This window comes from Streptomyces sp. NPDC007095 (assembly GCF_040634475.1).
GTDB lineage: Bacteria > Actinomycetota > Actinomycetes > Streptomycetales > Streptomycetaceae > Streptomyces.
In genome coordinates this window covers 1-25,302 of record NZ_JBEYFS010000071.1, presented here as the reverse complement: position 1 = coordinate 25,302, position 25,302 = coordinate 1, and the positions used below count along the sequence as shown (strand labels likewise).

The 25,302-nt window shown below is 69.6% G+C and carries 25 protein-coding genes, 1 tRNA gene and 1 pseudogene; 8 read left to right on the top strand and 19 right to left on the bottom strand.

Annotated elements, in window-relative coordinates:
* The first annotated feature begins 25 nt into the window (after positions 1–25).
* Positions 26–703, top strand: coding sequence for a serine/threonine-protein kinase (locus tag ABZ656_RS24330; protein ID WP_360270426.1), 678 nt, complete (start codon positions 26–28; stop codon positions 701–703).
* A gap of 88 nt (positions 704–791) precedes the next feature.
* Here the strand turns inward: ABZ656_RS24330 and ABZ656_RS24325 are convergent, their stop codons facing one another.
* The 7 genes from ABZ656_RS24325 to ABZ656_RS24295 form a co-directional block, all read right to left on the bottom strand.
* Entirely contained in the window at positions 792–3,293 is a 2,502-nt protein-coding gene (locus tag ABZ656_RS24325) for a tryptophanase (RefSeq protein ID WP_360270424.1), read from the bottom strand.
* A gap of 392 nt (positions 3,294–3,685) precedes the next feature.
* Positions 3,686–5,035, bottom strand: coding sequence for a cytochrome P450 (locus ABZ656_RS24320; RefSeq protein WP_101402197.1), 1,350 nt, complete (start codon positions 5,033–5,035; stop codon positions 3,686–3,688).
* A gap of 8 nt (positions 5,036–5,043) precedes the next feature.
* A complete protein-coding gene (locus ABZ656_RS24315; protein WP_101402196.1) occupies positions 5,044–5,637 on the bottom strand; it encodes an ATP/GTP-binding protein in 594 nt (197 codons plus the stop codon).
* Positions 5,612–5,989 (bottom strand): DUF742 domain-containing protein, encoded by a 378-nt coding sequence (locus ABZ656_RS24310; protein WP_054232691.1) that lies wholly within the window; start codon positions 5,987–5,989, stop codon positions 5,612–5,614. The genes ABZ656_RS24315 and ABZ656_RS24310 overlap by 26 nt, the downstream gene beginning before the upstream one ends.
* Entirely contained in the window at positions 5,986–6,387 is a 402-nt protein-coding gene (locus ABZ656_RS24305; protein ID WP_101402195.1) for a roadblock/LC7 domain-containing protein, read from the bottom strand. Before ABZ656_RS24305 ends, ABZ656_RS24310 begins: the two co-directional genes overlap by 4 nt.
* Complete coding sequence (locus tag ABZ656_RS24300) at positions 6,384–7,571, bottom strand: ATP-binding protein (RefSeq protein WP_360270420.1); 1,188 nt, start codon at positions 7,569–7,571, stop codon at positions 6,384–6,386. The genes ABZ656_RS24305 and ABZ656_RS24300 overlap by 4 nt, the downstream gene beginning before the upstream one ends.
* A gap of 359 nt (positions 7,572–7,930) precedes the next feature.
* On the bottom strand, positions 7,931–9,745 hold the full coding sequence (locus tag ABZ656_RS24295; RefSeq protein ID WP_101402193.1) for an ABC transporter ATP-binding protein: 1,815 nt from the start codon (positions 9,743–9,745) through the stop codon (positions 7,931–7,933).
* 498 nt (positions 9,746–10,243) lie between these two features.
* On the opposite strand from ABZ656_RS24295, the gene ABZ656_RS24290 reads away from it, so the two are divergent.
* Both ABZ656_RS24290 and ABZ656_RS24285 read left to right on the top strand, forming a co-directional pair.
* Positions 10,244–11,701, top strand: a complete 1,458-nt coding sequence (locus tag ABZ656_RS24290) for an MFS transporter (protein WP_360270418.1) — start codon at positions 10,244–10,246, stop codon at positions 11,699–11,701.
* Between the two features lie 382 nt (positions 11,702–12,083).
* Positions 12,084–13,325, top strand: a complete 1,242-nt coding sequence (locus ABZ656_RS24285; RefSeq protein WP_360270416.1) for a cytochrome P450 — start codon at positions 12,084–12,086, stop codon at positions 13,323–13,325.
* Between the two features lie 83 nt (positions 13,326–13,408).
* Here the strand turns inward: ABZ656_RS24285 and ABZ656_RS24280 are convergent.
* Positions 13,409–13,485 (bottom strand) — tRNA-Pro (locus ABZ656_RS24280).
* A 283-nt stretch (positions 13,486–13,768) separates the two neighbouring features.
* Here ABZ656_RS24280 and ABZ656_RS24275 point away from each other — a divergent pair.
* Both ABZ656_RS24275 and ABZ656_RS24270 read left to right on the top strand, forming a co-directional pair.
* Positions 13,769–14,473: a transketolase gene (locus ABZ656_RS24275; RefSeq protein WP_360270414.1), complete on the top strand. Its 705-nt coding sequence runs from the start codon at positions 13,769–13,771 to the stop codon at positions 14,471–14,473.
* Positions 14,474–14,609: 136 nt separating this feature from the next.
* Positions 14,610–15,527 carry a transketolase gene (locus ABZ656_RS24270; RefSeq protein WP_101402190.1) on the top strand — a complete coding sequence of 306 codons (918 nt, stop codon included), beginning with the start codon at positions 14,610–14,612 and terminating at the stop codon, positions 15,525–15,527.
* Between the two features lie 35 nt (positions 15,528–15,562).
* Here the strand turns inward: ABZ656_RS24270 and ABZ656_RS24265 are convergent, their stop codons facing one another.
* Entirely contained in the window at positions 15,563–15,922 is a 360-nt protein-coding gene (locus ABZ656_RS24265) for an MmcQ/YjbR family DNA-binding protein (protein WP_360270412.1), read from the bottom strand.
* A gap of 248 nt (positions 15,923–16,170) precedes the next feature.
* Between ABZ656_RS24265 and ABZ656_RS24260 the strand changes: the two genes are divergently transcribed.
* Genes ABZ656_RS24260 through ABZ656_RS24250 form a run of 3 tightly spaced genes read left to right on the top strand, consistent with a single transcriptional unit; the run spans position 16,171 to position 17,623 of the window.
* On the top strand, positions 16,171–16,350 hold the full coding sequence (locus tag ABZ656_RS24260; RefSeq protein ID WP_075030329.1) for a hypothetical protein: 180 nt from the start codon (positions 16,171–16,173) through the stop codon (positions 16,348–16,350).
* Entirely contained in the window at positions 16,347–16,952 is a 606-nt protein-coding gene (locus tag ABZ656_RS24255) for a sigma-70 family RNA polymerase sigma factor (RefSeq protein WP_101402188.1), read from the top strand. The genes ABZ656_RS24260 and ABZ656_RS24255 overlap by 4 nt, the downstream gene beginning before the upstream one ends.
* On the top strand, positions 16,952–17,623 hold the full coding sequence (locus ABZ656_RS24250; RefSeq protein ID WP_168498282.1) for a hypothetical protein: 672 nt from the start codon (positions 16,952–16,954) through the stop codon (positions 17,621–17,623). The genes ABZ656_RS24255 and ABZ656_RS24250 overlap by 1 nt, the downstream gene beginning before the upstream one ends.
* A gap of 23 nt (positions 17,624–17,646) precedes the next feature.
* Here the strand turns inward: ABZ656_RS24250 and ABZ656_RS24245 are convergent, their stop codons facing one another.
* The 10 genes and pseudogenes from ABZ656_RS24245 to ABZ656_RS24200 all read right to left on the bottom strand — a co-directional run.
* Positions 17,647–18,183 (bottom strand): GNAT family N-acetyltransferase, encoded by a 537-nt coding sequence (locus ABZ656_RS24245; RefSeq protein WP_180362192.1) that lies wholly within the window; start codon positions 18,181–18,183, stop codon positions 17,647–17,649.
* Positions 18,180–18,755 (bottom strand): helix-turn-helix domain-containing protein, encoded by a 576-nt coding sequence (locus tag ABZ656_RS24240; RefSeq protein WP_101402186.1) that lies wholly within the window; start codon positions 18,753–18,755, stop codon positions 18,180–18,182. The genes ABZ656_RS24245 and ABZ656_RS24240 overlap by 4 nt, the downstream gene beginning before the upstream one ends.
* Positions 18,756–18,810: 55 nt before the next feature.
* Positions 18,811–19,716 carry a LysR family transcriptional regulator gene (locus ABZ656_RS24235; protein WP_101402185.1) on the bottom strand — a complete coding sequence of 302 codons (906 nt, stop codon included), beginning with the start codon at positions 19,714–19,716 and terminating at the stop codon, positions 18,811–18,813.
* A 31-nt stretch (positions 19,717–19,747) separates the two neighbouring features.
* On the bottom strand, positions 19,748–20,941 hold the full coding sequence (locus ABZ656_RS24230) for a glycine C-acetyltransferase (RefSeq protein WP_101402184.1): 1,194 nt from the start codon (positions 20,939–20,941) through the stop codon (positions 19,748–19,750).
* A 50-nt stretch (positions 20,942–20,991) separates the two neighbouring features.
* Positions 20,992–22,020 (bottom strand): L-threonine 3-dehydrogenase, encoded by a 1,029-nt coding sequence (tdh, locus tag ABZ656_RS24225; RefSeq protein WP_101402183.1) that lies wholly within the window; start codon positions 22,018–22,020, stop codon positions 20,992–20,994.
* Positions 22,021–22,211: 191 nt separating this feature from the next.
* Positions 22,212–22,802: a GAF domain-containing protein gene (locus ABZ656_RS24220; RefSeq protein ID WP_101402182.1), complete on the bottom strand. Its 591-nt coding sequence runs from the start codon at positions 22,800–22,802 to the stop codon at positions 22,212–22,214.
* A gap of 108 nt (positions 22,803–22,910) precedes the next feature.
* A complete protein-coding gene (locus tag ABZ656_RS24215) occupies positions 22,911–23,498 on the bottom strand; it encodes an ATP/GTP-binding protein (RefSeq protein ID WP_101402181.1) in 588 nt (195 codons plus the stop codon).
* Positions 23,476–23,847 (bottom strand): DUF742 domain-containing protein, encoded by a 372-nt coding sequence (locus ABZ656_RS24210; protein ID WP_054232708.1) that lies wholly within the window; start codon positions 23,845–23,847, stop codon positions 23,476–23,478. Before ABZ656_RS24210 ends, ABZ656_RS24215 begins: the two co-directional genes overlap by 23 nt.
* A gap of 2 nt (positions 23,848–23,849) precedes the next feature.
* The gene (locus ABZ656_RS24205) at positions 23,850–24,290 is read right to left on the bottom strand and encodes a roadblock/LC7 domain-containing protein (RefSeq protein WP_060894670.1); all 441 of its coding nucleotides are present in this window, start codon (positions 24,288–24,290) and stop codon (positions 23,850–23,852) included.
* Positions 24,291–24,931: 641 nt separating this feature from the next.
* Positions 24,932–25,192 (bottom strand): annotated as a pseudogene (locus tag ABZ656_RS24200) (ATP-binding protein); the annotation flags it as partial.
* Positions 25,193–25,302: the final 110 nt, after the last annotated feature.

Here is a 25,302-nt window from a genome sequence, read left to right as displayed (position 1 = left end):
CCTGCGCTGGGGGATGACGGGCACGATGCGGTTCGAGCGAATGCGACTGGCCGGGTACGAGATCCAGGAGGTCCTGGGCCAGGGCGGGTTCGCCACGGTGTACCGGGCGCGGCAGCCGGCCGTGGGCCGCGAGGTGGCGCTCAAGGTGGACAGCAGGGTGCTCGACTCGCCCCGCGACCGGCAGCGGTTCATGCGGGAGGTCACCGCCGCCGGGCAGTTGTCCGGGCATCCGCACGTGGTCCCGGTGTACGACGCCGGGGTATTCGGCGACAACCGCCCGTACATGGTGCTCGAACTGTGCCCCGGCGGCTCCCTGGGTGATCGTCTGCACCTCCAGGGCCCCCTGTCCGTGAAGGAGGCCCGCGACATCGGCGTCGGCATAGCCGACGCGGTGGCCGCGGCGCACACCGCCGGGGTACTGCACCGGGACATCAAACCCGGCAACATCCTGATCAACCGGTACGGCGGTGTCGCGCTCGCCGGCTTCGGCCTCGCGGCCATGCCCCGGCCGGACCGGGAACTGTGCTCGCACGAGGTCATGCTGGAGTCCAGGACGGCCACCGGACGGGCCGTCACCGGTCAGTGGAGCACCGACATCCTGCCGCCGACCGCCCAGCAGTGGGCCGACGGACTCCGCGCCTTCCGCTGCGTCGCCCACGCGGCCACGGAGGACGGGGAGATCACCGACAGCCACTTCGGGTAGGAGCGGCCGAGCGCCGACGAGCCGGTGCCCGGTCACGTCGTGTACGACGTGACCGGGCACCGGCCTCAGGACGGTGTCGCCCCGCCCGCTAGGCGGTCACCGGCTGGAGCTTGGCGCGGAAGTGCCGCAGGATCGGGGACTGTTCCACGATCCGGTAGCCGTGCACGGAGTCCGCGTTCTTGGCGATGCTCTCCAGGGTTCTGCCGACGTGGTCGTAGTGACTGCGCGTGTAGACGCGCCGCGGCAGCGCCAGCCTCACCAGCTCGTACGGCGGGCTCTTCACCGGGTTCCCGTCCTCGTCCTCCTCGCCGAGGTACAGCGAACCCAGTTCGGCCGACCGGATGCCGCCCTCCAGGTAGAGCCGGCAGGCGAGCGCGTGCCCGGGGTACTGGTGGGGCGGTATGTGGGGCAGCAACCGGCCCGCGTTGAGGTAGATGGCGTGCAGACCGGGCGGCTCCAGGATGTCCACGCCGGCGGCACGGACCCGCTGGGCCAGGTGGTCGGCGCTCTCCGCCCGCTCAGCGAGGTAGGAGGGTTCGGTCACCTCCTGGAGGCCCTGGGCGATCATGTCGAGGTCGCGTCCGGCCAGTCCCCCGTAGGTGGGGAACCCCTCGGTGGCGATGAGGAGGAGTTCGCACTTCTGGGCGAGTTCCGGATCGTTCAGTCCGATGAAGCCGCCGATGTGGACGATGCCGTCCTTCTTGGCGCTCATCACACAGCCGTCGGCCAGGCGGAACGCTTCTTCGGCGACCTGGCGCGGGGTGCGGTCCTTGTAGGCCGCCTCGTGCCGGGTGACCAGCCAGGCGTTCTCGGCGAACCGGGCGGCGTCCAGGATCAGGGGGACACCGTGCCGGCGGCAGAGTTCGGAGGTGCGCCGCAGGTTCTCCATGGAGACGGGCTGACCGCCACCGCCGTTGTTGGTGATGGTCATGACCACCGCGGCGACACGCGAGCCGGTCGTCTCGGTCAGCCCACGCTCCAGGGCCTCTAGGTCGATGTTCCCCTTGAAGGGCTCCGCGCTGTCCAGGTTCCGCGCCTCGGCGCAGGGGAGGTCGCGGGCCACACAGCCCGCCAGCTCCACATTGGCGCGGGTGGTGTCGAAGTGCGTGTTGGACAGAACGGTGTCGCCGGGCTTGAGGAGGTTGGAGAACAGGAGCCGTTCCGCCGCGCGCCCTTGGTGGGCCGGCAGGATGTGGCTGTAGCCGGTCAGTTCCGCCACCGTGTCCCGGAATCGGTAGAAGGATCGCGAGCCCGCGTAGGACTCGTCACCGGCCATACCCACAGCGAGCTGCGCCGAGGACAGCGCACCGGTCCCCGAGTCGCTCAGCAGATCGATGGTCACCTCCTCCGCGCGCAGATCGAACAGGTTGTAGTGCACTCGTTCGAGTGCCGCCTTGCGCTGCTGGGGGGTCGTGAGCGGGATAGGTTCGACGACCTTGATCCGGTACGGCTCCATCCTGATTTCTGCTCCTGCCTTTCCGTTTCCTACTGAGTGGAGGGTCTCGCGCGGCTCGGTACCCGCCGTGCGATGGGGGGAGAACGTCTGATGGGGCGGCTGGGCCGGCAACGGCGGGCGTACCGCGTACGCCTCCGAGGAGATGTACGCGGTCACACGGGGCGGTCGGCCACGCTCGTACACCAGCGCCAGATAGGCGATGAGCCCCACGCCGTCGTGCAGCAGCCGCGAGGTGACGGTGGCCAGCGACCGGTCGAGCGCCGCGGTGTCCATGCCGTGTCGGCGCAGCACGGCCACCGCTCGCGCATAGGCCTCCCCGTCGTGCCGGACGTAGTCCCTGACCGGCACGTGGAGGGTGAAGCCGCTGGGCAGGCCGGTCCCGGACTCCGTGAAGGAGTGGCAGGAGAGCACGGGGCGCCCCTCCAGCCGTACGCCTTTCCCGGCGCCGGAGTGCTGCGACGAACTGTCGAGACCCGCCGCGACCCGCAAGAACTCCCGTACGGTCTCGGGCCGTGGGCCGGGGTCCGTACGGGACAGCTCACCCGCGTCGGCGGCGGCCAGGTTCCGATGGGTGACGTAGACCTTCACCCGGGGTGTCTCCCAGTCCCCGAGGTCGAGGGCGAGGAACGGATAGCCGTCGGCCTGGGGCAGCGCGGCGAACGCCTGCCGGTGGCCGAGCCTGTCCAGTGCCTCACGCACCGTCTCGGCGGCCCGATCCGCCCCGGACGCCGCCGGGTTCAGATAGACCTTTACCTTGGGGACTCCGCCGGGCCGCAACTCCAGGGCCAGCCACAGCGCCAGCGGGCCCTCGGGGGCCGGTGGGAAGAACAGGTCCTCCAGCCGGTCGAGTTGGTCGGTGGCGAAGCCCCAGCGCTCCGCCATGGTCCGGACCACACGCAGGCCGACGCGCCCGTTCTCCGCCAGGCCTGCGGCGCCGTATCCCGGTTCCAGCAGTACACGCAGGGTCGGGGGCGCGTCCGGCACGAAGGCGAGGGAGTACTCCACCGGCGTGTGGTCGTCGGACAGAAAACTCGGGTAGGACGGCGGTTCGTCCAACGGACGTTCCGCGACGGGACCGAGACAGTCGGTCAGGACACGCGCGTAGATCTCACCGTCGGACGGTTCGAGACCCATGGCTTGGCACAGTCGGAGTAACTGGCCGGCCACGTAACCGCCGAGCGGTTGCGTTCCCGTGACCGGTCCACCCCCTGTGGGGGAGGTGATCATCGGCCCTCCCGGCGGGTGGGCCCGGGAAGGAGGGCAAAAAGATACCCGCCTGTGCGGGCGGGTATCTCGCCATACGGCCTGTGTGGTGCGACGGGTATGGCGCGGAGGTCGAAACTCCCTTGGGAGGTCTGTCGTCGGGGACGGAGCGTGGCTGCGGGGTGCTGTGCTGAAGTGGCGTCTGTGGTCGAGGGCTCCACGACACCTCCTTTAACTTGTGATCAACACGATTGCCGCGCTCTTCCCTACCCCTCCGGTTGAATATTGATGCAGTGTGAGGATGTTGGCAGCTGTTGCGTAGCTCACGCTTTCCACCAGGACAGGAACGAACTCCACAGCCCGCCACGCTCCTGCCGGCCCTGCGCACCTCCTTGGCCGCTGTGCGCCGTGGTCTCCGGACGGTGCTGAGGGTCGGGCTGCCGGGTGGCCCGTACGGGGGTGAAACGGGCCGGAAGCGCGGCCAGCGCCCGGTTGAAGGGACCCGGACGCCAGGTCAGACTGTCCTCGGGCACGGCCAGTTCGACATCGGGCAGCCGGTTGAAGAGGTTCTCGATGGCCGTCACGGTGATGAGCCGGGCGGGGTCCTTGGCCGGGCAGGCGTGCGGTCCCGCGCTCCACGCCAGGTGGGAGCGGTTGCTGGAGGCGTGACGGGACGCCGCGAGCGCCGGGTCGGTGTTGGCGGCCGCGAAGCTGACCAGCACGAGGTCGCCCGCCGCCAGCTTCTGCCCCGCGAACTCCATGTCGGCCGCTGGGTAGTGCGGCGCGTAGTTCGCCATGGGCGGGTTCTTCCACAGCGTGGTGTCGATGGCCTCTTCGATCAACCCGCCTGCCGCGTAACGGTCGTTGGTCAGCAGCAGGTGCAGGGTGTTGGAGATGAGGTTGCGCAGCGGCTCCGCGCCGGCGCCCAGGAGCAGGACGAGCTGGTGGGCCATCTCCTCGTTGGTCAGGCGTGCCTGATGCTGCATCAGCCAGGAGGTGACGTCGTCGCCGGGCCGGGACCGCTTGAGGGCCACCAGCTCGCCCACGGCCTGGCCCAGTACCTCGTTCGCCTTCTCGGCATTCACACCGTCGAAAATGCCGGATATACCGAAGAGAACCCGGTCGCCGATCTCCGCGGGGCAGCCGAAGAGTTCGTTGAACACGAAAAGCGGCAGCAGCTTGGCGTAGTCGTTGAGCAGATCGGCCGAGCCACGGGTGTGGAACTGGGCGATGAGGTAATTGGAGACCCGCTCGGCGCTCTGGCTCAGCCAATGCGAATCGACACGCGCGAAGCTGTCCGTTATCGCCTGCCGCAGCCGCATGTGGTCGGCCCCGTCACTGAACATGGCGTTGGGCCGGTACACCAGAAGCGGAAGCACCGGACTGTCCGGACTGATCGCACCTTCGTTGAAATCCCGCCAGCGGCGCGAGTCCTTCCGGAAGGCACCCGCGTTCTGGAGCAGTTGGAGCGCCGCCGAGTAATCCGTGACCAGGGTCGCCTCGACACCGGGGGCGAGTTCGACCGGAGCGGTCGGCCCGTAGTGACGCATGTACTCGTAATAGGCTTGCGGATCGGCCGCGAACTCCGACCCGTGCAACGGCACCGGCTCACCCGTGGCATGAGCCGGGCAGCCGGGTGGTGGCACGGGGGCGGTGGTGGATTCAGTGTTCATGCTTGCTCCTAGCGGGCACGGTCCTGCAAATAGTGAACGAGGGTGATCAGGGCGCTTGCTGATGAATTCTCGTCGCGAGCGTCGCAGGTGACGACCGGGGTGTCGGGGAGCAGGTCCAGCGCCTCACGCAGCGCCTCTTCACCACGAATCGGCGTACCGTCGAAGTGGTTCACTGCAATGGCGTAGGCGAGTCCGTACTGCTCGATCAGGTCGATGACGGCGAAGGAGTCCGCCAGCCGCTCGGGGTCGACCAGCACGAGCGCCCCGAGAGCGCCGCGCGCCATGTCCTCCCACATCTGCACGAACCGCTGCTGGCCCGGCGTACCGAACAGGTACAGCACGACGTGATCACTGATCGTGAGGCGTCCGAAGTCCATGGCCACCGTGGTGGTGGTCTTGCCGCGGACGCCCTTCAGGTCGTCGATCTCCTCGGCGGCCTGCGTCATCGTCTCCTCCGTGGACAGCGGAGGAATCTCCGACATCGTCCCGACGAAGGTGGTCTTGCCCACCGCGAAGTGCCCGACGATCAGGATCTTCACGGCGGTCTGCGCCGCGCCACCTCGGACGTACGCCTTCTCATCCAAAACGGGCCCGGAGACCATCCAGCACCTCCTGAAGAATCTGCTCGTCGACCAGGCGGGCGCGCGCCACCGGCGCTCGCGTGATGAGGTAACCGCCTTCGGCGAGGGCATTGAGAAGGATCTTCACCACGCCCATGGGCAGGCGCAGGTGTCCCGCGATCTCGGCGACCGAGAGGTAGCCGCCGGAGCACATCTCCAGCAGGCTCTGTTCCTCCGGGGAGAGCCGGGCCGGCCGCTGCTGATGGTCGGCGGCCGCCGTGACCAGCGTGATCAGGGAGAACTGGTCGCCGTCGGGAAGGTCCCGGCCATTGGTGATGACGTACGGCCGCACTAACTCCGCGGCCTCGGGCTCCTGCCGCTCGGAATCGGTCACTGGCGTGCGCCGATGTTCTCGCGCGGCGGAGTCGTCAGCGCCTTGCCCAGCTGGCCGACGAGCTGCTGCATGCGGAAGGTGATCTCCCCCATCTCGACGTTGGGAGAGGCCGAGACCGCGAGGTACGCGCCGTCACCGGCGGAGATCAGGAAGACCCAGCCACCGTCGAACTCGACGAGCGTCTGCCGCCACTTCAGATCGGACCCGTCGCAGAAGAACCCGATGGAGCGGCTCAGTGACTGCACACCGCTCATCGCGGCGGCGACGGTGTCCGCGTGGTCCCTGCCGACCCCCTTCGAGGACGCCATCAAGAGCCCGTCGGCGGAGACCAGGACCGCGTGCAGAGCCCCGGGAATCTCCAGGACGCCGTCAAGCATCCATGACAGATCGTTGTTCACGAAACCTCATGCCCTTCGCTGCTTGCGTCATGTGCGTTGCCCGTGCGGCCCGCAGGCTCCGGGAGCGCGGCTCGACCGGACTGCGTGCCGCGCTGGAAGGCACCCATGATCGAGGCGGTCTCCTCTTCGGAGCGGATCGGGGTGCCCGTGGTCATGGGGGCACCCGTGGTTTCGGAACTCGGCGGCACGATGGCCATGGCCCGCCTGCGGCGGCGCTTGGGAAGACCGTCGGCGGTCGTGGACACGGCCGCGGCGGGTTCCGGGCCGCTCGGGTTCAGCGAGGGAACAGTGCTCACAGTCTGTGCTCGCTCCTTTGGTTGCGGCATGCTGGTGAGCAGCTCGTCCGGCAGCAGGACCACCGCTCGCACACCCCCGTAGGGAGAGGTCGAGTCGACGGACACCGTGAAGCCGTAGCGCTCACAGAGCACACCGATCACCGCGAAGCCGAACTGCGGAGGATTGCCGAGCCCGGAAACACCCGAGGCCCGCTCACTCGAAAGGAGTTTCGCCGCTCGGGCCTTCTCCTCCTCGTTCATGCCGACACCGGCGTCGTCGACGACGATGCAGATGCCCTTGGGCACGGCACGGACATTGATCTCGACACTGGTTTCCGGTGCCGAGTAGCTGGTGGCGTTGTCGAGCAGTTCGGCAAGGGCCAGCGCCACCGGTTCGACGGCCCGGTTGGTGACCGCGAAATCGACCTGCGAAAGAATTTCGACCCGCTGGAAATGCCGGATCCTGCCCTGTGCGCTGCGGACCACGTCGTAAACCGACGCGACGTCACGCTGCCGTCCCAGCCAGCCTTCGCAGAGCACCGCGATGGACTGGGCGCGCCGCCCGAACTGCGAGTTCATGTGGTCGATTTCCAGGAGGTCCTGGAGAATCACCGACTCGCCATACTTGCTCTGCAGCTTGGAAATTGCCAACTGCTGTTCGGCGGCGAGACCCTGAAGCGTCCGCATCGCCGATTTGAGCGCGGTTCTCGTTGCTTCCTCGGCTTGCTCCTGAGCCTTCTTCACCGAGGCCGAATATTGATTCTCAAGCTCAGCGTAGTGATCTCTGAGTTCTTGATTTCCCTGCCTTAAACTCCGCGCAGTACGCTTTCCGCGAATAATGGCGGTAGCTGCAAGCGGAGTACCAGCGATAAGAGCCCAGAGAGCCGGGTCCTGAATGTATTGCGTCATAAGACTCTCTTCAAGCGACTGACAGCCAGCTACTGAATTCCGTCAGCGCGGCGGGCCGACAGCCCACTGCGCAGGGTTTACCGTCCGGGCCACACAGTTGGCCAGAAGAGTCGTTTGGCCAGAAGAGTCGTTTTGTGCCCATAGCCCGCTCGGCAAGTGCGGCGATCGTATCATCGCCCCAACTCATGACGGACCGTCAATATGGGGAGTACTTGCGAACATTGACGGGTGGTCAGACCCGTGGAAGACACCCGAAAAGGGGGCTCTGCGGCTTTCGTCAATCAGTGCCCGGAGTGGACATCGGGGAGCGGATCGCGCCGAGCGGGCGCGGGGGGACCCCACGCCCGCCGGGCTCGCGTTCAGTGCAGGTCGGCCGGCTCCTGGCTGTCGTCGAGGAAACCGCCCGACTGATGCTGCCACAGCTTCGCGTAGGCGCCTTCCGACGCGAGCAGTTCCTGATGCGTGCCCTGCTCGATGATTCGTCCACGGTCGAGGACGACGAGCCGGTCCATGGTGGCGACCGTGCTCAGCCGGTGGGCCACGACGAGCGCCGTCCGGCCCTCCATGAGCCGCCACAGCGCTTCTTGTACGAGGATCTCGCTCTCGGAGTCCAGCGCGCTGGTCGCCTCGTCGAGCAGCAGGATGGGTGCGTCGCGCAGGATCGCCCTGGCGAGCGCGACCCGCTGTCGTTGACCGCCGGACAACTTGACCCCGCGCTCGCCCACCATCGTGTCGAAGCCGTCCGGCAACGCGTCGGCGAACTCCGTCACATGCGCCGCCTCGGCCGCGCGACGGATCTCGGCCTCGGTGGCGTCCGGCCGGGCGAAGGCGATGTTGTCCCGCAGTGTGCGGTGGAACATCGCCGGGTCCTGCGGCACGTAGGCCATCAGCCCGCGCAGGTCGGCCTGGCGCAGTCTGCTGATGTCCTGCCCTCCGATCAGGATGCGGCCGGAGTCGATGTCCGTCATCCGCAGCAGCAGCCGGGCCAGCGTGGTCTTGCCCCCGCCGGACCGGCCGACGAGACCGATCTTCGCCCCGCTGGGCACCGCCAGGTCGAGTCCCTCGAAGAGCGGCTCCGCGCCCGCATAGGCGAAGGTCACCTGCTCGAAGCGGACGTCGGCGGCCCGGGAACGCAGCGATTCCGGCGCCTTTGGGTCGAGCACGGTCGGCGGCTTCAGCAGCAGTTCGGTGAACTGCGCGGCCTCCGTCATCGAGCTCTCCAGGCGGCGGTAGATCTGGTTGAACTCGAACATGATCCGCGTCGCGTTGCTGTAGTACGTGAAGGCGACCACGACCGCCTCGACGCCGTGGCTGCCTCCGCCGAGCGCGACCGCGAGCAGCAGGCCCAGCGCGTTGGTCAGCACGGACATCGGCGCGACCAGTGTGTCGATGCGCAGGTTGCCGTAGTCCCACGACCTCAGCATGAGCCGCCGCGAGGCCGCGACCCGGGACCGGTGCTCGGCGGCCTCGCGCTCCTCGGCGGCGAACGCCCGGACCGTGTCCATGTTCATCAGGCTGTCGGCGACATGGCCCGACACCCGGGCGATCGCCTCCTCGCGCTGGTCGACGAGCGCCTGACGGCGGCGGATGAGGGGCAACACGCACAGCGCCGTCAGCGCGATCATCGCCAGGAGTCCGACGACGAGCAGCGGTTCGTAGCGCCACAGCACCACCGCTCCGAACACCAGCGGCACGAAGCTGCCCACGACCTGGAACGTCATCGTGTCGACGAACTCCTCGAAGCGGGAGGCGAAGCTCAGCACCCGCTTGGTCAGTGACCCGGCGAAGTTGTCGTGGAAGAACGCGGCGTCCTTGGCGAACAGCTCGTCCATGCCGATGACGTACAGCTGCTCGATGCCGAGGGCGTCGAGGCGGTTCAGGCAGTGCAGGCCGATGCGCCACAGCATCTCCGCGAGCAGCAGGACGCCGGCGAAGCCGAGGACGTACGGCAGCGCTGAGCCGATGGAGAAACCGGCGTCGCCGGCGATCCGGCCGACGAGCTTCGCGACGATCAGAGGCGCGACGTAGTTGATGCCGATGTTGCCGAGCGCCGGCAGCAGCATCGCGGGGGCTGTCAGCCGTCGGAGCCGGGCCAACTCCCGTCCGTAATAACGAAGGGCGAGGAGCACCGAGCCTTTGCCCGGTGAACCCTCGCGCGATTCAGGCGATCCCATCCCAACCCTGTGTTGTCGTGCGGCAGCCTGCCGCGTGCTTCTCCGGGGAGATTCCGTTGCCTCAGTGGCCGTGTGGAGCTTCGGTTTCGAGTGAGCGCGTTCGCTCGGGTCGTCCTCCGACAGGCGAGGTACGACGACGGGCCCCGCGCGGGCTCGTGGCGACACCCACGTGCGAGTACGGCGGGCCAGGAATCGCAGTGTCCCGCGAGGGCTCCCGCGCAGTCCAAGCGTTTTTATCGGCCAACGGCGCACGTCGCACGCCTGCTCGACTCCTGCCGAACAGGCGTACCCCTGATGCGCCCGACTCTCTTTTTCTGCGCACCTCATTGATTGTACCGACCGTTAGGTCTATTTTACCGGTCAGCCGCACCGCCGCACACGAGAGGCACGTATCCACGTGGCGCTCGCAAGCGTCGGCCGCTCTCGCACCGGACGTCCCCCACACCGCCTGGACCAGAGCCACTCCCTGGATCTCCGCTCACCCATGGAAGGCCGCCGATGTCCCAGACACGAACCTCTCCCCCGCAGGCCCACGAGAGATCCCGCTCCACCACGCGCAACGTGCTCGTCGTCGTCACGCTCGTGTGGACCGTCCAACTGGTCGCGCTCGTCGCCGCGTTGTCCGGTATCGCGCAGGCCGAGGTCGCCATCCGCTTCCGGACCACGGACATCGCCTGGTTCACCCTGATGACCCTGCTGACCGGGACCTTCTTCCTGCCCTTCGCGGTCAAGGCCGCGGCCCTCTTCGGCAAGAAGCGCGTCCTGCTCGTCGCCACAGGTCTCGGTTTCGTCGGCGACCTGGTCGCCGCCTTCGCCACCGACTACCGCACCCTGCTGATCGGACGCGGCATCGCCGGCGTCTACGCGGCCACCGCCCCGATCGCCTACGCGATCACCCGCGACGTGTTCCCCCGCCGCTGGGTGGGACTCGCCAGCGGGGTCCTCGCCGGCGGGGTCGGCCTCGTCGCCTTCGGCGGGCCGTTCCTGGCCGGCTGGCTCCTGGACAGTCACGGCTTCCGCGGCGTGCTGTGGTTCATGGCCATCAGCACCGCCGCGAGCTTCGTGCTGGTGGCCGCCTTCGTGCCCGAGAGCCCGGTCCGCGAGGCGGGCGGCCGGATGGACTGGATCGGCGGACTCCTTCTCGGCGGAGGGATCACGACGATCGTCTACGCCGTCGGCGAGGGATCGCACTGGGGCTGGGGCAGCGGCAAGTTCGCCGCCTGTACGGCCGGGGCGCTGATCACGCTCGTCGCCTTCGTGCTCGTCGAGCGCCGGGTCGCCGACCCCCTGTTCCCACCGTCCATGACACGGCGTCGTCCGGTGTGGACCGTCCTGCTGGCCACCTCCGTGGCAGCCGGCTCACTCAGCGCCGTGGGCGTGGTGATGCAGATGCTGGTACTGATGCCCGAGATCCCCACCGTCTCCGAGGGCCTGGGCTGGTCCGGGACCCGGAACGCCGTGGTCACCAGTCCGATCAGTGCCATGATCATCGTGGCGGCCGTCGGCACCGGTCTGCTCGTCCGCCGCGTGGACGCACGGATCCTCCTGAGTACCGGCTCCGCGCTCACGGTGCTCGGTTACGGCATCGGCACCCACCTGCACCACAACGCCGCGCAGATCGTGGAGATGGGCCTGATCGCGGGGCTGGGCACGGGCATGGTCGTCGCCGTCGTACCCATCATGATCATCGAGGTGGTCACCCCCGAGGAACAGGCACTGGCCAACGGCGTCCAGACCCTCGGACAGGGCGTCGCGCAGATCGTCGTGTCCCAGCTGGCCTTCGTCGTGATGGCGCAGCACGGGAAGATCCTCAAGGGCACCCAGTTCTACCTCGACACCGGCTTCACGAACGGGCTCTGGCTGGTCGTCGGATGCTGCGCCCTGGGCGCGCTGCTCGTTCTCCTGATCCCCAGGACCAAGCGCCTCGACGAGGCCGAGGTCGGCCAGGCGGCCTGACCCCGCGGTACGGGGTATTTCACCATACGGATCGAAGCGCATCCCCATTCGGAACAAACTCGGAACTCATTCGGAACTCATTCGGATCGCGATGTCGAGCAGACCGGCCGGTTGATAAATCAGAGCTGATTCATTTTCGCCAACCAGACTGGTCGAGTTCACCCCGCCCACGCACCTCATCCGTGCGACCAACCGCTTGGACATAGTACGGAAAAAACCACCCAAGCGGACTCACGCGAGTGGGATATCAGCAGCGAACCACCCGTCAGGGAACTTCGCGACGAACAAGATCGTCGCCAGGACCATTGATTGTACCGATCGGGCCATAGGAATATCGCGGCACTTCACCGCCCGACGAAGAAGACGAAAGGAATGAGGCACCGTGACCGAGAACGTGGCCGGCACCGAGACGGCCGAGGCAACCCCGGAGTACCCCTCGCCCCGATCCGCTCAGTGCCCTTTCGCGCCGCCCCCGGGACTGCTCGACCTGCATGGCTCGGGCAAGTCCGTCGTTCGCGCCAGGACATGGGACGGCAGCACCCCATGGGTCGTCACACGCCACGCCGCCCTGCGCGAGATCCTCGCCGACCCGCGGGTGAGCGCCGACATCGGTGGGCCGGGATACCCGCACACCACGGAGGCCATGAAGGCGCATGCCGCCGAGATGGAGCCGTCGATCAACAACACCGACGGCGCCGAACACTCCTGGTGGCGCCGGATGCTGACGAGCTCGTTCACCCGCCACCGCATGGAGAAACTCCGCCCGGCGATCCAGCAGATCACCGACGACCTCATCGACAAGATGCTGGCGGGACCCAGCCCCACCGACCTCAACGCGGCCCTGTCCCTGCCCTTGCCGTCGCTGATGATCTGTGAACTGCTCGGAGTGCCCTACGAGGACCACGAGTTCTTCCAGGAGCACGCCGGCGTCACCAACGCGCGGTTCAAGACACCGGAAGAGGCCGCCGAGACGACGAGGGAGCTGCGCCGCTACATCTCCGGGCTCATCGAGGCCAAGATGGACGACCCCGCCGAGGACGTCCTGTCCGATCTCGGCGCGCGCGTCAAGGAGGGCGATCTCAGCCTGGCGCAGGCCGCTCCCCTGGGACACATCCTGCTCGTCGCCGGCCACGACACCAGCGCCAACATGATCACTCTGGGCACCGCGCTGCTGCTCCAGAACCCCGACCAGCTCGCGGCCCTGCGCGAGAACTGCGACGACCCGAAGTTCGTGGCGAACGCCGTCGAGGAACTGTTGCGCTACCTCACCATCCCGCACCTGCTCGCACGACGAGCCGTTGTCGAGGACATCGAGATCGACGGCGAGACCATCCGCGCCGGCGAGGGTGTCATCGCGGCCCTGCCGGCCGCCAACTGGGATCCGCGGGCGTTCCCCGAGCCCGAGAAGCTCGATCTCACCCGCCGGGCGGCGCATCATGTCGCGTTCAGCTGGGGCCCGCACCAGTGCATCGGGCAACAGCTGGCCCGTATCGAACTCCACATCGTGTTCAGCACCCTGTTCCGTCGGGTGCCGACCCTGCGGCTCGCGGTCGACGTCTCGAAGCTGAAGTTCAAGGAGGACTCGCAGGCGTACGGCATCTACGAGCTGCCCGTCACCTGGTAGCTCCTGGAGGTCCGTGAAGGAGCGGACACGACAAAGGCCGTCTCCTCATCGCCGAGAAGACGGCCTCCGACCTGCTGTGAAGCTGGTCGGGACGACAGGATTTGAACCTGCGACCCCTTGACCCCCAGTCAAGTGCGCTACCAAGCTGCGCCACGTCCCGTTGCCCGCCTGACCTGGGGTTTCCCCTGGCCGAACGCGCACGGAAACAATACCGCACTCGGGGCGATGGTCGCGCATCCGTTTATTCGGGGCCGACCGGGGCGCAGGGCCACGGGGCCGACCGGGGCGCGGGGTCACAGGGCCGCGCGGGGCGCGGGGTCACGGGGCCGACCGGGGCGCAGGGCCACGGGGCCGACCGGGGCGCAGGGCCACGGGGCCGACCGGGGGAAGACTCCGAGACGGCACTTGACCTGAAGTTTGATTGAGGTTGCACGATCGTCGGCATGACGATCACCGAGGCACAACGCCGGCACCAGTACCAGGACCTGCCCCGTCTGATGGGGCTGATGACCGGCGACGAGAAGCACGGACCCGCGGCGACGTCCACGCTGGACGCGCTGTGGGTGCTCTACGACCGGGTGCTGCGGGTCGGGCCCGAGCGGATGGACGATCCGGAGCGGGACCGGTTCCTGCTCTCCAAGGGGCACGGGCCGATGGCGTACTACGGGGTGCTCGCGGCCAAGGGCTTCGTGCCCGTGGAGTGGCTGCCGGACTTCGGCGCGTACGACTCACCGCTCGGACACCACCCGGACCGGGTACTGGTACCCGGCGCCGAGATCGGCAGCGGGTCGCTGGGGCACGGGCTGCCGATCGCGGTCGGCACCGCGCTGGGCCTGCGGGCGCAGGGGCTGGGCGAGCCCCGTGTGTGGGTGCTGATCGGCGACGCGGAGCTGGACGAGGGCAGCAACCACGAGGCGATCGCGTACGCCGGGCCGGCCGGTCTCGACCGGCTGCACACCGTAGTGATCGACAACTCCTCCGCCAGCCATGCCCGGCCCGGCGGTATCGCCGCCCGGTTCGAGGCCGCGGGCTGGTCCGCCCTGACCGTCGACGGCCGTGACCACGAAGCGCTGTACTCCGCCTTCACCGCGCCCCACCCGGGTCGCCCGCACGTGGTCGTCGCCCAGGTCGAGCCCAAGTCCGCCTGAGACACCTGAGGCACGTCAGGCACGTCAGGCACGTCAGGCACGTCAGGCACGTCAGGCACGTCAGGCACCTGAGGCACCCGCGGAGCCGGACGCTCCCCTCTCCTCATCCCGTACGCCCCTGAAAGGAACCCCTTCCATGGACACCATGCGTGATCGTTTCGCCCCCGTCATGACACGACTGCTCGACGAGGATCCTCGGGTCGCGGTCGTCCTCGCCGAGATCGGCAAGGACGGCTTCACGGAAGCCCGGCGCAGGCATCCCGATCGGGTGATCAACGTCGGGATCCGCGAGCAGCTCCTGGTCGGGGCGGGCGCGGGCCTGGCCCTGGCCGGCCTGCGGCCCGTCGTGCACACCTTCGCCAGCTTCCTCGTCGAGCGGCCGTTCGAGCAGATCAAGCTGGACCTCGGACACCAGGACGTGGGCGCGGTGCTGGTGAGTGCGGCCGCGTCCTTCGACTGGCCCGCCGGAGGCTTCACCCACATGGCGCCCGGCGACGTGGCCCTGCTCGACACCCTGGACGGCTGGACCGTGCACGTTCCCGGCCATCCGGACGAGGCCGAGGAGCTGCTGCGGCAGGCGGTCGGCGCCGGGGACGACAAGGTGTACGTGCGGTTGTCCGTGCAGTCCAACGCGCAGGGCCTGCCGGTCGACGGGGCACGCTTCCGGACCGTCCGGGAGGGGCGCGCAGGGGTCGTCGTCGCCGTCGGGCCGATGCTCGACGCCGTACTCGCCGCCACGGAGGGACTCGACGTCACCGTCCTGTACGGGGTCACCGTGAGGCCCTTCGACGGGGCGGCCCTGCGCCGCGCCACGGAGGCGGCGGGCACCGGCGTCGTCCTCGTCGAGCCGTATCTGGCCGGTACGTCCGCGGCCGCCGCGGGCGACGCGCTGGCCGACGTACCCCACCGTGTCCTCGGCCTCGGCGTCCGCCGGCGTGAGCTGCGCCGGTACGGAACCATGGACGAGCACCTGACCGCGCACGGCCTCGACGCGGGGTCCCTGCGGGAGCGGATCGGCGGCTTCCTGGGCGTCTCGGGCCGACCGCGCCCCTGAGTACGCCCCCGCGCGGACCCGTGTGGACATGCGTGTCAGCCGGCCCTCGGAAGTCCCAGCTCCGGGTAGGCGTCGAGCAGCCGGGGCGGAGCCGCCTGGCGCCAGGAGTCGGCCAGGATGTCACGGAGTTCGTCGCCGTCCTCCAGGGCGGCGAGCCGGACCCTGACCCAGGCGAAGCCCGCCTCGTGGTCGGCGATCCAGAACTTGCCGGGCTCCGCAAGGACGAGTTCGTCGCGCTCCTCCTTGGGGCAGCGCACCGCGATGGAGGTCTCCTCCTCGGGCAGCGTGGCGAACATCTTCCCCGCGACCCGGAAGGTGGGCATGCTCCAGGCGATCTTCTCCGTGGTGTCCGGCAGGGAGAGGGCGGTACGGCGTACGTCTTCGGCATCCGGCATGGGACGCACCGTAGCCAATGGCACTGACATTGATATCGGCCGGCAGCTTCGGTCACTCCCGGCTCCCCGCCCGAGATCGTCGATGATTGAACCAGCTGCGATCGGATCGATACTGACCGTAATATTTTTCGAGCACCGGCTGCACGTTCGGGTCTCCCCGGACGCTTCATGGGTGGAGGCGGATGGTGCCTCTGGTGCCGGGGTGGGGACACGGCGCCTTCGATCAGCACAGGTACAGGGGAGGACCCGTGCAGCAGAGCGCTGCCGCGTGGTTGTTCGAGATCGCGCTTGGCTTGAGGGTGTTCGGCCCGGACGTCGTCCGAGGCTGCCGTCGGCTCCTGACGGCCGGCGTGCGGATCGGCATCACCGGACTGACCGGCACCCGCGCCCCGTCCCGCTCCGCCGAGTCGACCCGGGACGTCCCGTGAGCGGCGACGGCGGGCCGGAGGAGACCGGCGGGGCCGTCGGCGCACCGCGGGTGGTGCCCATCGACCAGTGGGACCCCACCGCGCAGATGGCGTACTGGGGTTTCCACCTTCAGCGCCGCCAGGACTACATGCGCTACGCCTATCTCCAGCTCGGCTCCGACGCCGACGCGGAGGAGGCCGTGGACCTGACCTTCGACCAGGTCATGGACCGCTGGCCGCGGATGCTGCGGATGGAGAACCTGGAGGGCTACGCCTGGACGATCCTCAAGCGCCGCATCATCGACATGCACCGCAAGCGCCGGCGCCGCCCGGAGCTGATGGAGATCGCCGCCTTCGAGGCGGCGCTCGCCGATCCGGCCGAGGATCCGTACGACACGCTCACCGACGCCATCGCCCTGTACGTCGCGGTCGGCTCCCTGAGCGAACGGCAGCGGGACGCGATCCTCCTCTACTACGGCATAGGTTTCACGGCTGCCGAAGCCGCCGTACTCATGGGCAACGAGGAGGCCACCGTCCGCTCCCAGCTCCGTACCGGACGCCGGCGCCTCGCCACCCTGCTCAAACTCCGCTGCCCGGAGCACCCCGACGGGAAGAACCCCTGATGAGCACCCTGCCGTCCGACCGCCGCACCATCGACGAACTGTTGGCCAAAGCGCGTACGCGGGATCGCTATGCCGACTACGACCTCGCGGGCGCCGAAGCCCGTCTGCGCAGCCGGCAGGCGGCCCGGCACCGCCCGCGCACCCCCGATGCCGCGCTCGTCCGGGCCGTGTGGACCACCCCCGAGGACGACCGCACCCCGGACGCGGACCGCGCCTGGTGGGACCTGAACGCCGTGAGCCTGCTGGTGCTGTTCGGGCCGGACGCCGACCGTCATCTGAGCGAGTTCATCGACAGCCAGTACGCGGACAAGACCGGCGCCCTGGTCTTCGCGTGTCTGCTGCACGTGGCGGGCGACAGCAGCGGGGCACGCTTCTGGTGGCGTTTCGCTGCCGGGGTCGGCCACCAGGTCGCCGAGTACTGCCTGTTCCTCGAACACGCCCACAGCGGTGAGTACCACGACGCCGACCACTGGCGCACCCAACTGGTGCGCGAGCACTTCGAACCCACCTACATGTGCGGCGACCGCGTCACCGCGCCCCTGGTCAACCCGGCGTTCATCGACCACGTCCACCCGCACATCGCCCGCCCTCACCACCCGGAGATCGGCACCGTCCCGCTCCCCCGGCCGCCTCTCGTGAAGGAGCTGCGCCACCTCACCTCCCTGCTGTAGCCGCGTCCGGGAGCGACGGCTCTTCACGCTCCGGGGACCGTCGCTCCCACCCGCTTGTAGAAGATCGTCGTCGGGCGCAGCTCACCCGACGGCGTCGCCGCGTAGTCGGGTATCGCCCCGAGCCGGGTCCAGCCCGCGGAGCGGTAGAGGGACTCGGCGGGGCTGTCGGTCTCGGTGTCCAGGTGCAGGAGGGTGATTCCGGCGGTGGCGGCCGCGCGCTCGGCGGTGGTCAAAAGGCCCCGGCCGACGCCCTGCCCGCGGCCGTCGCGGTGCACCATCAGCTTCACCAGCTCGGCGCGGTGGCGGCTGTTGGGTTTGTCGGGGAAGGCGAGGCTGACGGTGCCCAGGATCCGGTCCGCGGTGTGCGCCACCCACACGGCGAGGCGCCCGGCCGACACCGCGTCCACGCGCTCCTCCCACCAGGCGACGGCCGCCGCCCGCTCCAACGGGGCGAGAAAGCCGATCGAGGCCCCGCCCTCCACGGTGTCGATCAGCAGCTCGGCCAGCTCGCCCGCCGAGGCACGAAGGCGCTCGGCGTCCAGCCGGGAGACGGTGGTCACGGCAGCACCACCACCAGCGCGTACCGTACGTCCTCGGGGCCGGGACACCGGAAGCGCGTAGGCCCCCACACCCGCAGCCGCAGACAGTCCCCGGCGTCGAGCCGGTGTTCGACGTCCTGCGCGGCCACCTCCAGCGTTCCGTCGAGGACCCAGATGTGCTGCTCCAGGCCGGTCACGGGAGGCCGGTCGTAGGCGATGTCGGCGCCGGCCGTGAGCCGCCCCTCGACCAGTTCACCGCGCAGCCCCGCGTGCGGCGGGGACACCGATCGTCGTACGAATCCGGAGGCTTCGTCGGCCCAGACCGTCTGGTCGGCCGCGCGCACCACCGGGACGGGCTCCGCCTCGACCTCACTGAGCAGCTGCGACATGGTGCGTCCGTAGACGGCGCACAGCCGGTTCAGGAGCGAGGCCGTGGGGCTGATCTCGGCCCGCTCGGCGCGGGACAGCGTGGAACGGCTGACCCCACTGCGCTCCGCCAACTCCCCCAGGGACCAGGCGCGTTCGGACCGCAGCTCGGCCAGCCGGGCGCCGAGCCGGACATCGACGACATCGAGTCCCTCATCGTTTCCCATATTCGGGATGTTATCCCAGATGCGGGACGAGCCGCAGTGGCCCCGACCACTCCCCTCAGTCCACCGTCGCGGCCTCCGCCAGCGCCTCCAGCACCGGCCGGATCAGCGGATGCCCCTCCGCGCCGCGGCGTACGGCCGCGAAGACCCGACGCGTGGGCGCGACGCCGTCGACCGGTCGGACCAGCACGCCCGTGAGGTCCATGCCACGCAGGGCCGAGCGGGGCACCAGGGCGACACCCGCGTCGGCCGAGGCGAGGGCGACGACGGCCCGGAAGTCGTCGGAGGAGTGTTCGAGACGGGGTTGGAATCCGGCGTTCTCGCAGGCCAGGACGACCACGTCATGACAGGGGTTGCCGGGGTACGGGCCGATCCACGGGTCCTTGGCCAGCTCGGCGAGCGGGACCTCGGCGGCGTCGGCGAGCCGGTGGCCGAGCGGGACGACCGCGTCGAAGGGCTCGGCGTACAGGGGTACGGGGGTCAGGCGCGGGTCGTCCGCGTCCGGGGCGCCCCGGTACTCGACGGCGACCGCGATGTCGACCTGCCGGTCGAGCACCATCGGCAGACTGGCGTCGCCCTCGGCATCCTGGACGCGGACCTGGATGCCGGGTGCCGTGCGGGCAAGGCGGGCCAGCGCGGGGGCCACCACCAGGCCGATGCCGGTCGCGAAGGCGGCGACGGTGACCGTGCCCGCCGAGCCCGAGCTGTACGCGGCCAACTCCGCCTCGGCGCGCTCCAGTTGGGCCAGCACCTCGTTGGTGTGGCTGAGCAGGATCTCGCCGGCCGGAGTCAGCCGTACGCCCTTGGCGCCGCGCTCGACGAGCCGGTGGCCGGTCTCCTGCTCCAGCGCGGTCAGCTGCTGGGAGACGGCCGAGGGGGTGAGATAGAGCGCGGCGGCCGCCGCCGTGACCGTGCGGTGGTCGGCCACCGCACGGAGGATGTGGAGCCGCCGCGCTTCGATCATGCGACCGATTCTCTCAGGTCACAGGCGTCTTTCAGCCCTCGAGTTCCGCGCGGGCGGACACGAACGCGTCGACCGCCCGGTTCACGTCCCGCGTCGAGTGCGCGGCCGAGAGCTGGACCCGGATCCGGGCCTGGCCCTGCGGGACCACCGGGTAGGAAAAGCCGATCACGTACACGCCGCGCTCCAGGAGGAGCTCCGCCATGCGTCCGGCGACCGTCGCGTCACCGATCATGACGGGGGCGATCGCATGGTCACCGGGGAGGATGTCGAAGCCCTCAGCGGTCATCCGGGAACGGAACAGCGCGGTGTTCTCGGCAAGGCGGATGCGCAGGTCGTCGGCCGACTCCAGCAGGTCGAGCACCTTCAGGGAGGCCGCCGCGATCACCGGGGCGAGCGTGTTCGAGAAGAGGTACGGGCGGGAGCGCTGGCGCAGCAGGGCGACGATCTCGGCGCGGGCGGCGACATAGCCGCCGGAGGCGCCGCCGAGCGCCTTGCCGAGCGTGCCGGTGATGATGTCGACGCGGTCCATGACGCCGTGCAGCTCAGGGGTGCCGCGGCCGCCGGGGCCGACGAAGCCGACGGCGTGCGAGTCGTCGACCATGACCATGGCGTCGTAGCGGTCGGCGAGGTCGCAGATCTCCTTCAGAGGCGCGACATAGCCGTCCATCGAGAAGACGCCGTCGGTGACGATCAGACGGCGGCGCGCGTCGGAGGCCTCCTTGAGCTGGGCCTCCAGGTCGGCCATGTCACGGTTGGCGTACCGGAAGCGGCGCGCCTTGGAGAGGCGGATGCCGTCGATGATCGAGGCGTGGTTGAGGGCGTCGGAGATGACCGCGTCCTCGGCGCCGAGGAGGGTCTCGAAGACACCGCCGTTGGCGTCGAAGCAGGAGGAATAGAGGATCGTGTCCTCCTGGCCGAGGAACACGGACAGGCGCGCCTCCAGCTCCTTGTGCACCTCCTGCGTACCGCAGATGAAGCGCACGGACGCCATGCCGTAGCCCCAGCGGTCGAGGGCCTCGTGGGCGGCGGCGACGACCTCGGGGTGGTCGGCGAGACCGAGGTAGTTGTTCGCGCAGAAGTTGAGGACCTCGCCGGGGCGGCCGCCCGCGGTGACGCTCACGGTCGCGGACTGCGGGGTGCCGATGACGCGCTCGGGCTTGTGCAGACCGGCGGCGCGGATCTCGTCGAGGGTGGTGCGGAGGTCGTCGCGCACGGAGTCGAACATGGGAAGGGCTCCTAGGGGGTTACGCGGTTCGGAGTGGCTCGTGCGGACGCTCACGCGCTCCAGTCGAGGATGACCTTGCCGCCGCGGCCGCTCGCGGCGTCCGCGAAGGCGGCCTCGTAGTCGCGGTAGTCGTAGCGGCCGGTGATGACCGGTGCGAGGTCGAGACCGCCTTCGAGGAGGACGGACATCGCGTACCAGGTCTCGAACATCTCACGGCCGTAGATGCCCTTGATCGTGATCATGGAGGTGACGATCCGGGACCAGTCGACCGGGAACTCCTCGGCGGGCAGGCCGAGCATCGCGATCCGGCCGCCGTGCGTCATGTTGGCGATCATGTGGCGCATCGCCTCGGGGCGGCCGGACATCTCCAGGCCGATGTCGAAGCCCTCGCGCAGACCGAGGGCGCGCTGCCCGTCGGCGATGGTCGACTCCGCGACGTTCAGCGCGAGGCTGACGCCGATCTTGCGGGCGAGATCGAGACGCTCCTCGCTGACGTCGGTGATGACGACGTTGCGGGCACCCGCGTGCCGGGCCACGGCCGCGGCCATCAGACCGATCGGGCCCGCGCCCGTGATGAGGACGTCCTCGCCGACCAGGGGGAAGGAGAGTGCCGTGTGCACGGCGTTGCCGAACGGGTCGAAGATCGCGGCGACGTCAAGGTCGACCGGGACCCGGTGCACCCACACGTTGGCGGCGGGCAGGGCCACGTACTCGGCGAACGCGCCGTCGCGGCCGACGCCCAGGCCGACCGTGGCGCGGCACAGGTGGCGGCGCCCGGCCAGGCAGTTGCGGCACTTGCCGCACACGAGGTGGCCCTCGCCGCTGACCCGGTCGCCTGCCTTGATGTCGGCGACGTCGCGGCCGGTCTCGACGACCTCTCCGACGAACTCGTGGCCGAGGACGAGCGGCGTGCGGATGGCCTGCTGCGCCCAGCCGTCCCAGTTGCGTATGTGCAGGTCGGTGCCGCAGATCCCGGTCCTGAGGACCTTGATCAGTACGTCGCCGGGGCCGATCTCCGGTTCCGGGACGTCCGTCAGCCAGAGCCCGGGCTCCGCCTTCTCCTTGACCAGCGCCTTCAAGCTGCGGCTCCCGTGGTGAGATCCCGGAGCAGGGCACACCGAAGGGGGGCCGTACCGGGGAGAGGGGTGATTTCCCGGAGAAATCTGCCGCACGGGGGCGCCGTCGGTCCATCGAGGATTTCTTAAGCGCTGCCGCAGCTTTCCTTCACGCCTCCGGCCAGGGCTTTCCTTCACGCCTCCGGCCGCGGGCGTCAGATCCCCCCGGTGTTCTCCCTGCGCTCGATCCGCTCGACCAGTTCCGCCGCCATCGACTTGATGGTCTCCAGGCCCGCCTTCCCCCACGGGCGGGGTTCGAGGTCGACGACGCAGATCGTCCCGAGGGCGATGCCCGTGTGGTCGATGAGCGGGGCGCCCAGGTAGGAACGGACGCCGATCTCGTCGACGACCGGGTTGCCGGCGAAACGCGGGTAGTCGCAGACGTCTTCCAGGACCAGCGCCCTGCGGCGGACCACCACATGGGGGCAGAACCCGTAGTCGCGGGTCATGTAGCGCCCGACGACCTTCACGGTGCCGTCCGGGGCGGCCGGGGGCGGCCGGGTGACCGAGACGTTTCCGTCCGGGGTGTGCAGGCCCGCGAAGAACTGCCGGTTCTCGTCGATGAAGTTGACCATCGAGTACGGCACCGCGGCGACCTCGGCGAGCCGGTCCGCGAAGGCGTCGAAGGCGGGTTCCGTGTGCTCCCCCAGGCCCAGTCGGCGCAGCCGCCTGACACGGGCGGGGGCGTCCTTGTCCTCCGGGGTCAGCAGCAGACGACCGGCCGGGCGCGGCGGGTCGTAACTCATCTACGGGCTCCCTGGTGTGGGGCGGGCGTCATGGTGTGTGGGCTCCGTGGCGGGGGACATGGGTCGGGTGCGGGCTCAGCCGGCCGAAGGGGTGCGCCTGGCGCGGGCTCAGCGGCTGGGGGCGTGCGTCGGTGCGTGGACGAGGAGGTGGCGGACCAGGGTGAGCAGCGTCTGCACGCCCGAACTGGAGATCCGGGCGTCACAGCGCACGATGGGGATCTCGGGGTCGAGGTCGATGGCCGCGCGCACCTCCTCGGGGTCGTAGCGGTAGGCACCGTCGAACTCGTTGACGGCGACGATGAAGCCGAGACCGCGCTGCTCGAAGAAGTCGACGGCCGCGAAACAGTCCTCCAGGCGACGGGTGTCGGCGAGGATCACCGCACCGAGCGCGCCCTCGGACAGCTCGTCCCACATGAACCAGAACCGCTGCTGCCCGGGGGTGCCGAACAGGTACAGGACGTGTTCCGGATCGAGGGTGATGCGGCCGAAGTCCATCGCCACGGTGGTCTCGACCTTGTTCTCGATGCCGTCGAGATTGTCGGTCGCGGCGCTGACCGTGGTGAGCAGCTCCTCCGTGCTGAGCGGCGCGATCTCGCTCACCGCGCCCACGAAGGTCGTCTTGCCGACTCCGAACCCTCCGGCCACCAGGATCTTCAGCGCGGTGGGGAAGGGATCAGAGCTGTCGTCGTAGTCCATCGAGCACTGCCTCCAGAAGAGACCGGTCAGTGGGGTTGTGGTGGAACTCGGGCGGCTTGGTGGTCAGTGCCCCGCAGTCGACGAGGTCGGAGAGCAGCACCTTGGTGACCGCCGCAGGCAGCTTCAGGTGTGCGGCGATCTCCGCGACCGAGACGGGCGCCCGGCACAGTTCGAGTGCCTGGGTGTGCTCGGGACCGAGGTAGCCCAGAGGTGTTGCCCCGGTGGCCATCACCTGCGACAGCAGGTCGAGGGCGGTGGTCGGCCGGGTCCGGCCGTTGCTGACCGTGTAGGGGCGCACCAGCCGTCCGGCCGCGTCGTCGAGCCAGGGCCCGTCGCCGGCCGCGGCCACGCTCAAGGCCTCATCGCAGGCGGTTCCACGGCGGCCTGCCGGGGCGCGGTCATCAGATACGGACGGACGCTCTTGACCAGCATCGCCATCTCGTAACCGAGCACCGCCGCGTCGGCCTCGCGGCCGGCGAGCACGGCGAGACAGGTGCCGGAGCCCGCGGTGGAGACGAACAGCAGGGTCGAGTCGAGTTCGACGACGACCTGGCGTACGTCTCCGCCGTCGCCGAAGCGCACGCCCGCGCTGCGGCCGAGCGAGTAGAGGCCGGAGGCGAGCGCCGCCATGTGGTCGGCGCTGTCCGGGTCGAGTCCGTGGACCGACTTCACGAGTCCGTCGCAGGAGAGGAGTACCGCGCTGGTCGTGTGCGGTACGCGCTGTACGAGGCCGCTCATCAGCCAGTCGAGATCGGATACATGGGCGTGGGCGGTCGGCGCGTCGCTCGCCATGGTGGATCGACTCCTTGAAGTACGAAGGTCTGCCGGAGCGCAGGGTGTGGGGGTGCGGGAAGGCGTGCGGGTGGGGGTCGTCAGGGGGGTGGTCATCCGGCCGTTGTGCTCCCGTCGTGCCGGGCCGTGTGGTCGTGTCCGGGCGCGGGTGCGCTGTCGCGGGTCCCGTGCGCCTCGCGCGGGGCGGGCGCATGCGCCGTGTGGGTGTCGGCTATGCGGGGCGCGCCCGTGGACGTCTGGTCGACGCGGATCACATCGAGCGGCGGCGACGGGTCCAGGTGCCGCAGGTCCGGGTGCGGCGGGTCCGGGTGCCGCAGGTCCGGGTGCGGCGGGTCCGGGTGCCGCAGGTCCGCGTGCGGCGGGTCCCGGTGCAGCAGGTCCGGGTGCGACAGGTCCGGGTGCCGCAGGTCCCGGTGCAGCAGGTCCGGGTGCGACAGGTCCGGGTGCAGCAGGTCCCGGTGCAGCAGGTCCGGGTGCGACAGGTCCGGGTGCGGCAGGTCCCGGTGCAGCAGGTCCGGGTGCAGCAGGTCGGAGTTCGGCAGATCGGGGTGCGGCAGATCGGGGTGCGGCAGATCGGGGTGCGGCCGCTCCAGGTGCGGTGCTCCCCTGTGCGGTGCCTCCGTGCGCCCTTCCTCGGCGTGCTGGGCCTCCGCGAGCCCGATCCCCCGCTGGAACGCCGCCATCAGGCCGGGGTCGTGGCCGACGACCTGCTCCGGATCCTGGCGGGGCAGGGGCCCGTCGCGCAGTTGGGGCGCGATGTGCTCCTGGGCGCGCCGCTTGGGCAGCTGCGGCTTGCCCATGGTGCCGCGCACCACGCCGTTGCGGGGGGTGGGCGGCATGGCCGCGTTCTCCGCGACCACGGGCCGGTCGTCGGGGCGGATGCCGGGCAGGGCCTCGGCCGGGTTGGGTCCGGCCGACGGTCATGGCGGCGTCGAGGCCCGGGTCGTTCATGCCCCAGCCGTTATCGACGAAGTGCAGGCTGAGTAGCCGGTCAACGTCGCGGAGGAAGTGC

Coding starts and splice junctions, on each gene's coding strand:
- ABZ656_RS24330 (WP_360270426.1), top strand. CDS start 26: ATGCGGTTCGAGCGAATGCGACTGGCCGGGTACGAGATCCAGGAGGTC.
- ABZ656_RS24325 (WP_360270424.1), bottom strand. CDS start 3,293: ATGGGTCTCGAACCGTCCGACGGTGAGATCTACGCGCGTGTCCTGACC.
- ABZ656_RS24320 (WP_101402197.1), bottom strand. CDS start 5,035: ATGAACACTGAATCCACCACCGCCCCCGTGCCACCACCCGGCTGCCCG.
- ABZ656_RS24315 (WP_101402196.1), bottom strand. CDS start 5,637: ATGGTCTCCGGGCCCGTTTTGGATGAGAAGGCGTACGTCCGAGGTGGC.
- ABZ656_RS24300 (WP_360270420.1), bottom strand. CDS start 7,571: ATGACGCAATACATTCAGGACCCGGCTCTCTGGGCTCTTATCGCTGGT.
- ABZ656_RS24295 (WP_101402193.1), bottom strand. CDS start 9,745: ATGGGATCGCCTGAATCGCGCGAGGGTTCACCGGGCAAAGGCTCGGTG.
- ABZ656_RS24290 (WP_360270418.1), top strand. CDS start 10,244: ATGTCCCAGACACGAACCTCTCCCCCGCAGGCCCACGAGAGATCCCGC.
- ABZ656_RS24275 (WP_360270414.1), top strand. CDS start 13,769: ATGACGATCACCGAGGCACAACGCCGGCACCAGTACCAGGACCTGCCC.
- ABZ656_RS24270 (WP_101402190.1), top strand. CDS start 14,610: ATGGACACCATGCGTGATCGTTTCGCCCCCGTCATGACACGACTGCTC.
- ABZ656_RS24265 (WP_360270412.1), bottom strand. CDS start 15,922: ATGCCGGATGCCGAAGACGTACGCCGTACCGCCCTCTCCCTGCCGGAC.
- ABZ656_RS24250 (WP_168498282.1), top strand. CDS start 16,952: ATGAGCACCCTGCCGTCCGACCGCCGCACCATCGACGAACTGTTGGCC.
- ABZ656_RS24240 (WP_101402186.1), bottom strand. CDS start 18,755: ATGGGAAACGATGAGGGACTCGATGTCGTCGATGTCCGGCTCGGCGCC.
- ABZ656_RS24235 (WP_101402185.1), bottom strand. CDS start 19,716: ATGATCGAAGCGCGGCGGCTCCACATCCTCCGTGCGGTGGCCGACCAC.
- ABZ656_RS24230 (WP_101402184.1), bottom strand. CDS start 20,941: ATGTTCGACTCCGTGCGCGACGACCTCCGCACCACCCTCGACGAGATC.
- ABZ656_RS24220 (WP_101402182.1), bottom strand. CDS start 22,802: ATGAGTTACGACCCGCCGCGCCCGGCCGGTCGTCTGCTGCTGACCCCG.
- ABZ656_RS24215 (WP_101402181.1), bottom strand. CDS start 23,498: ATGGACTACGACGACAGCTCTGATCCCTTCCCCACCGCGCTGAAGATC.
- ABZ656_RS24205 (WP_060894670.1), bottom strand. CDS start 24,290: ATGGCGAGCGACGCGCCGACCGCCCACGCCCATGTATCCGATCTCGAC.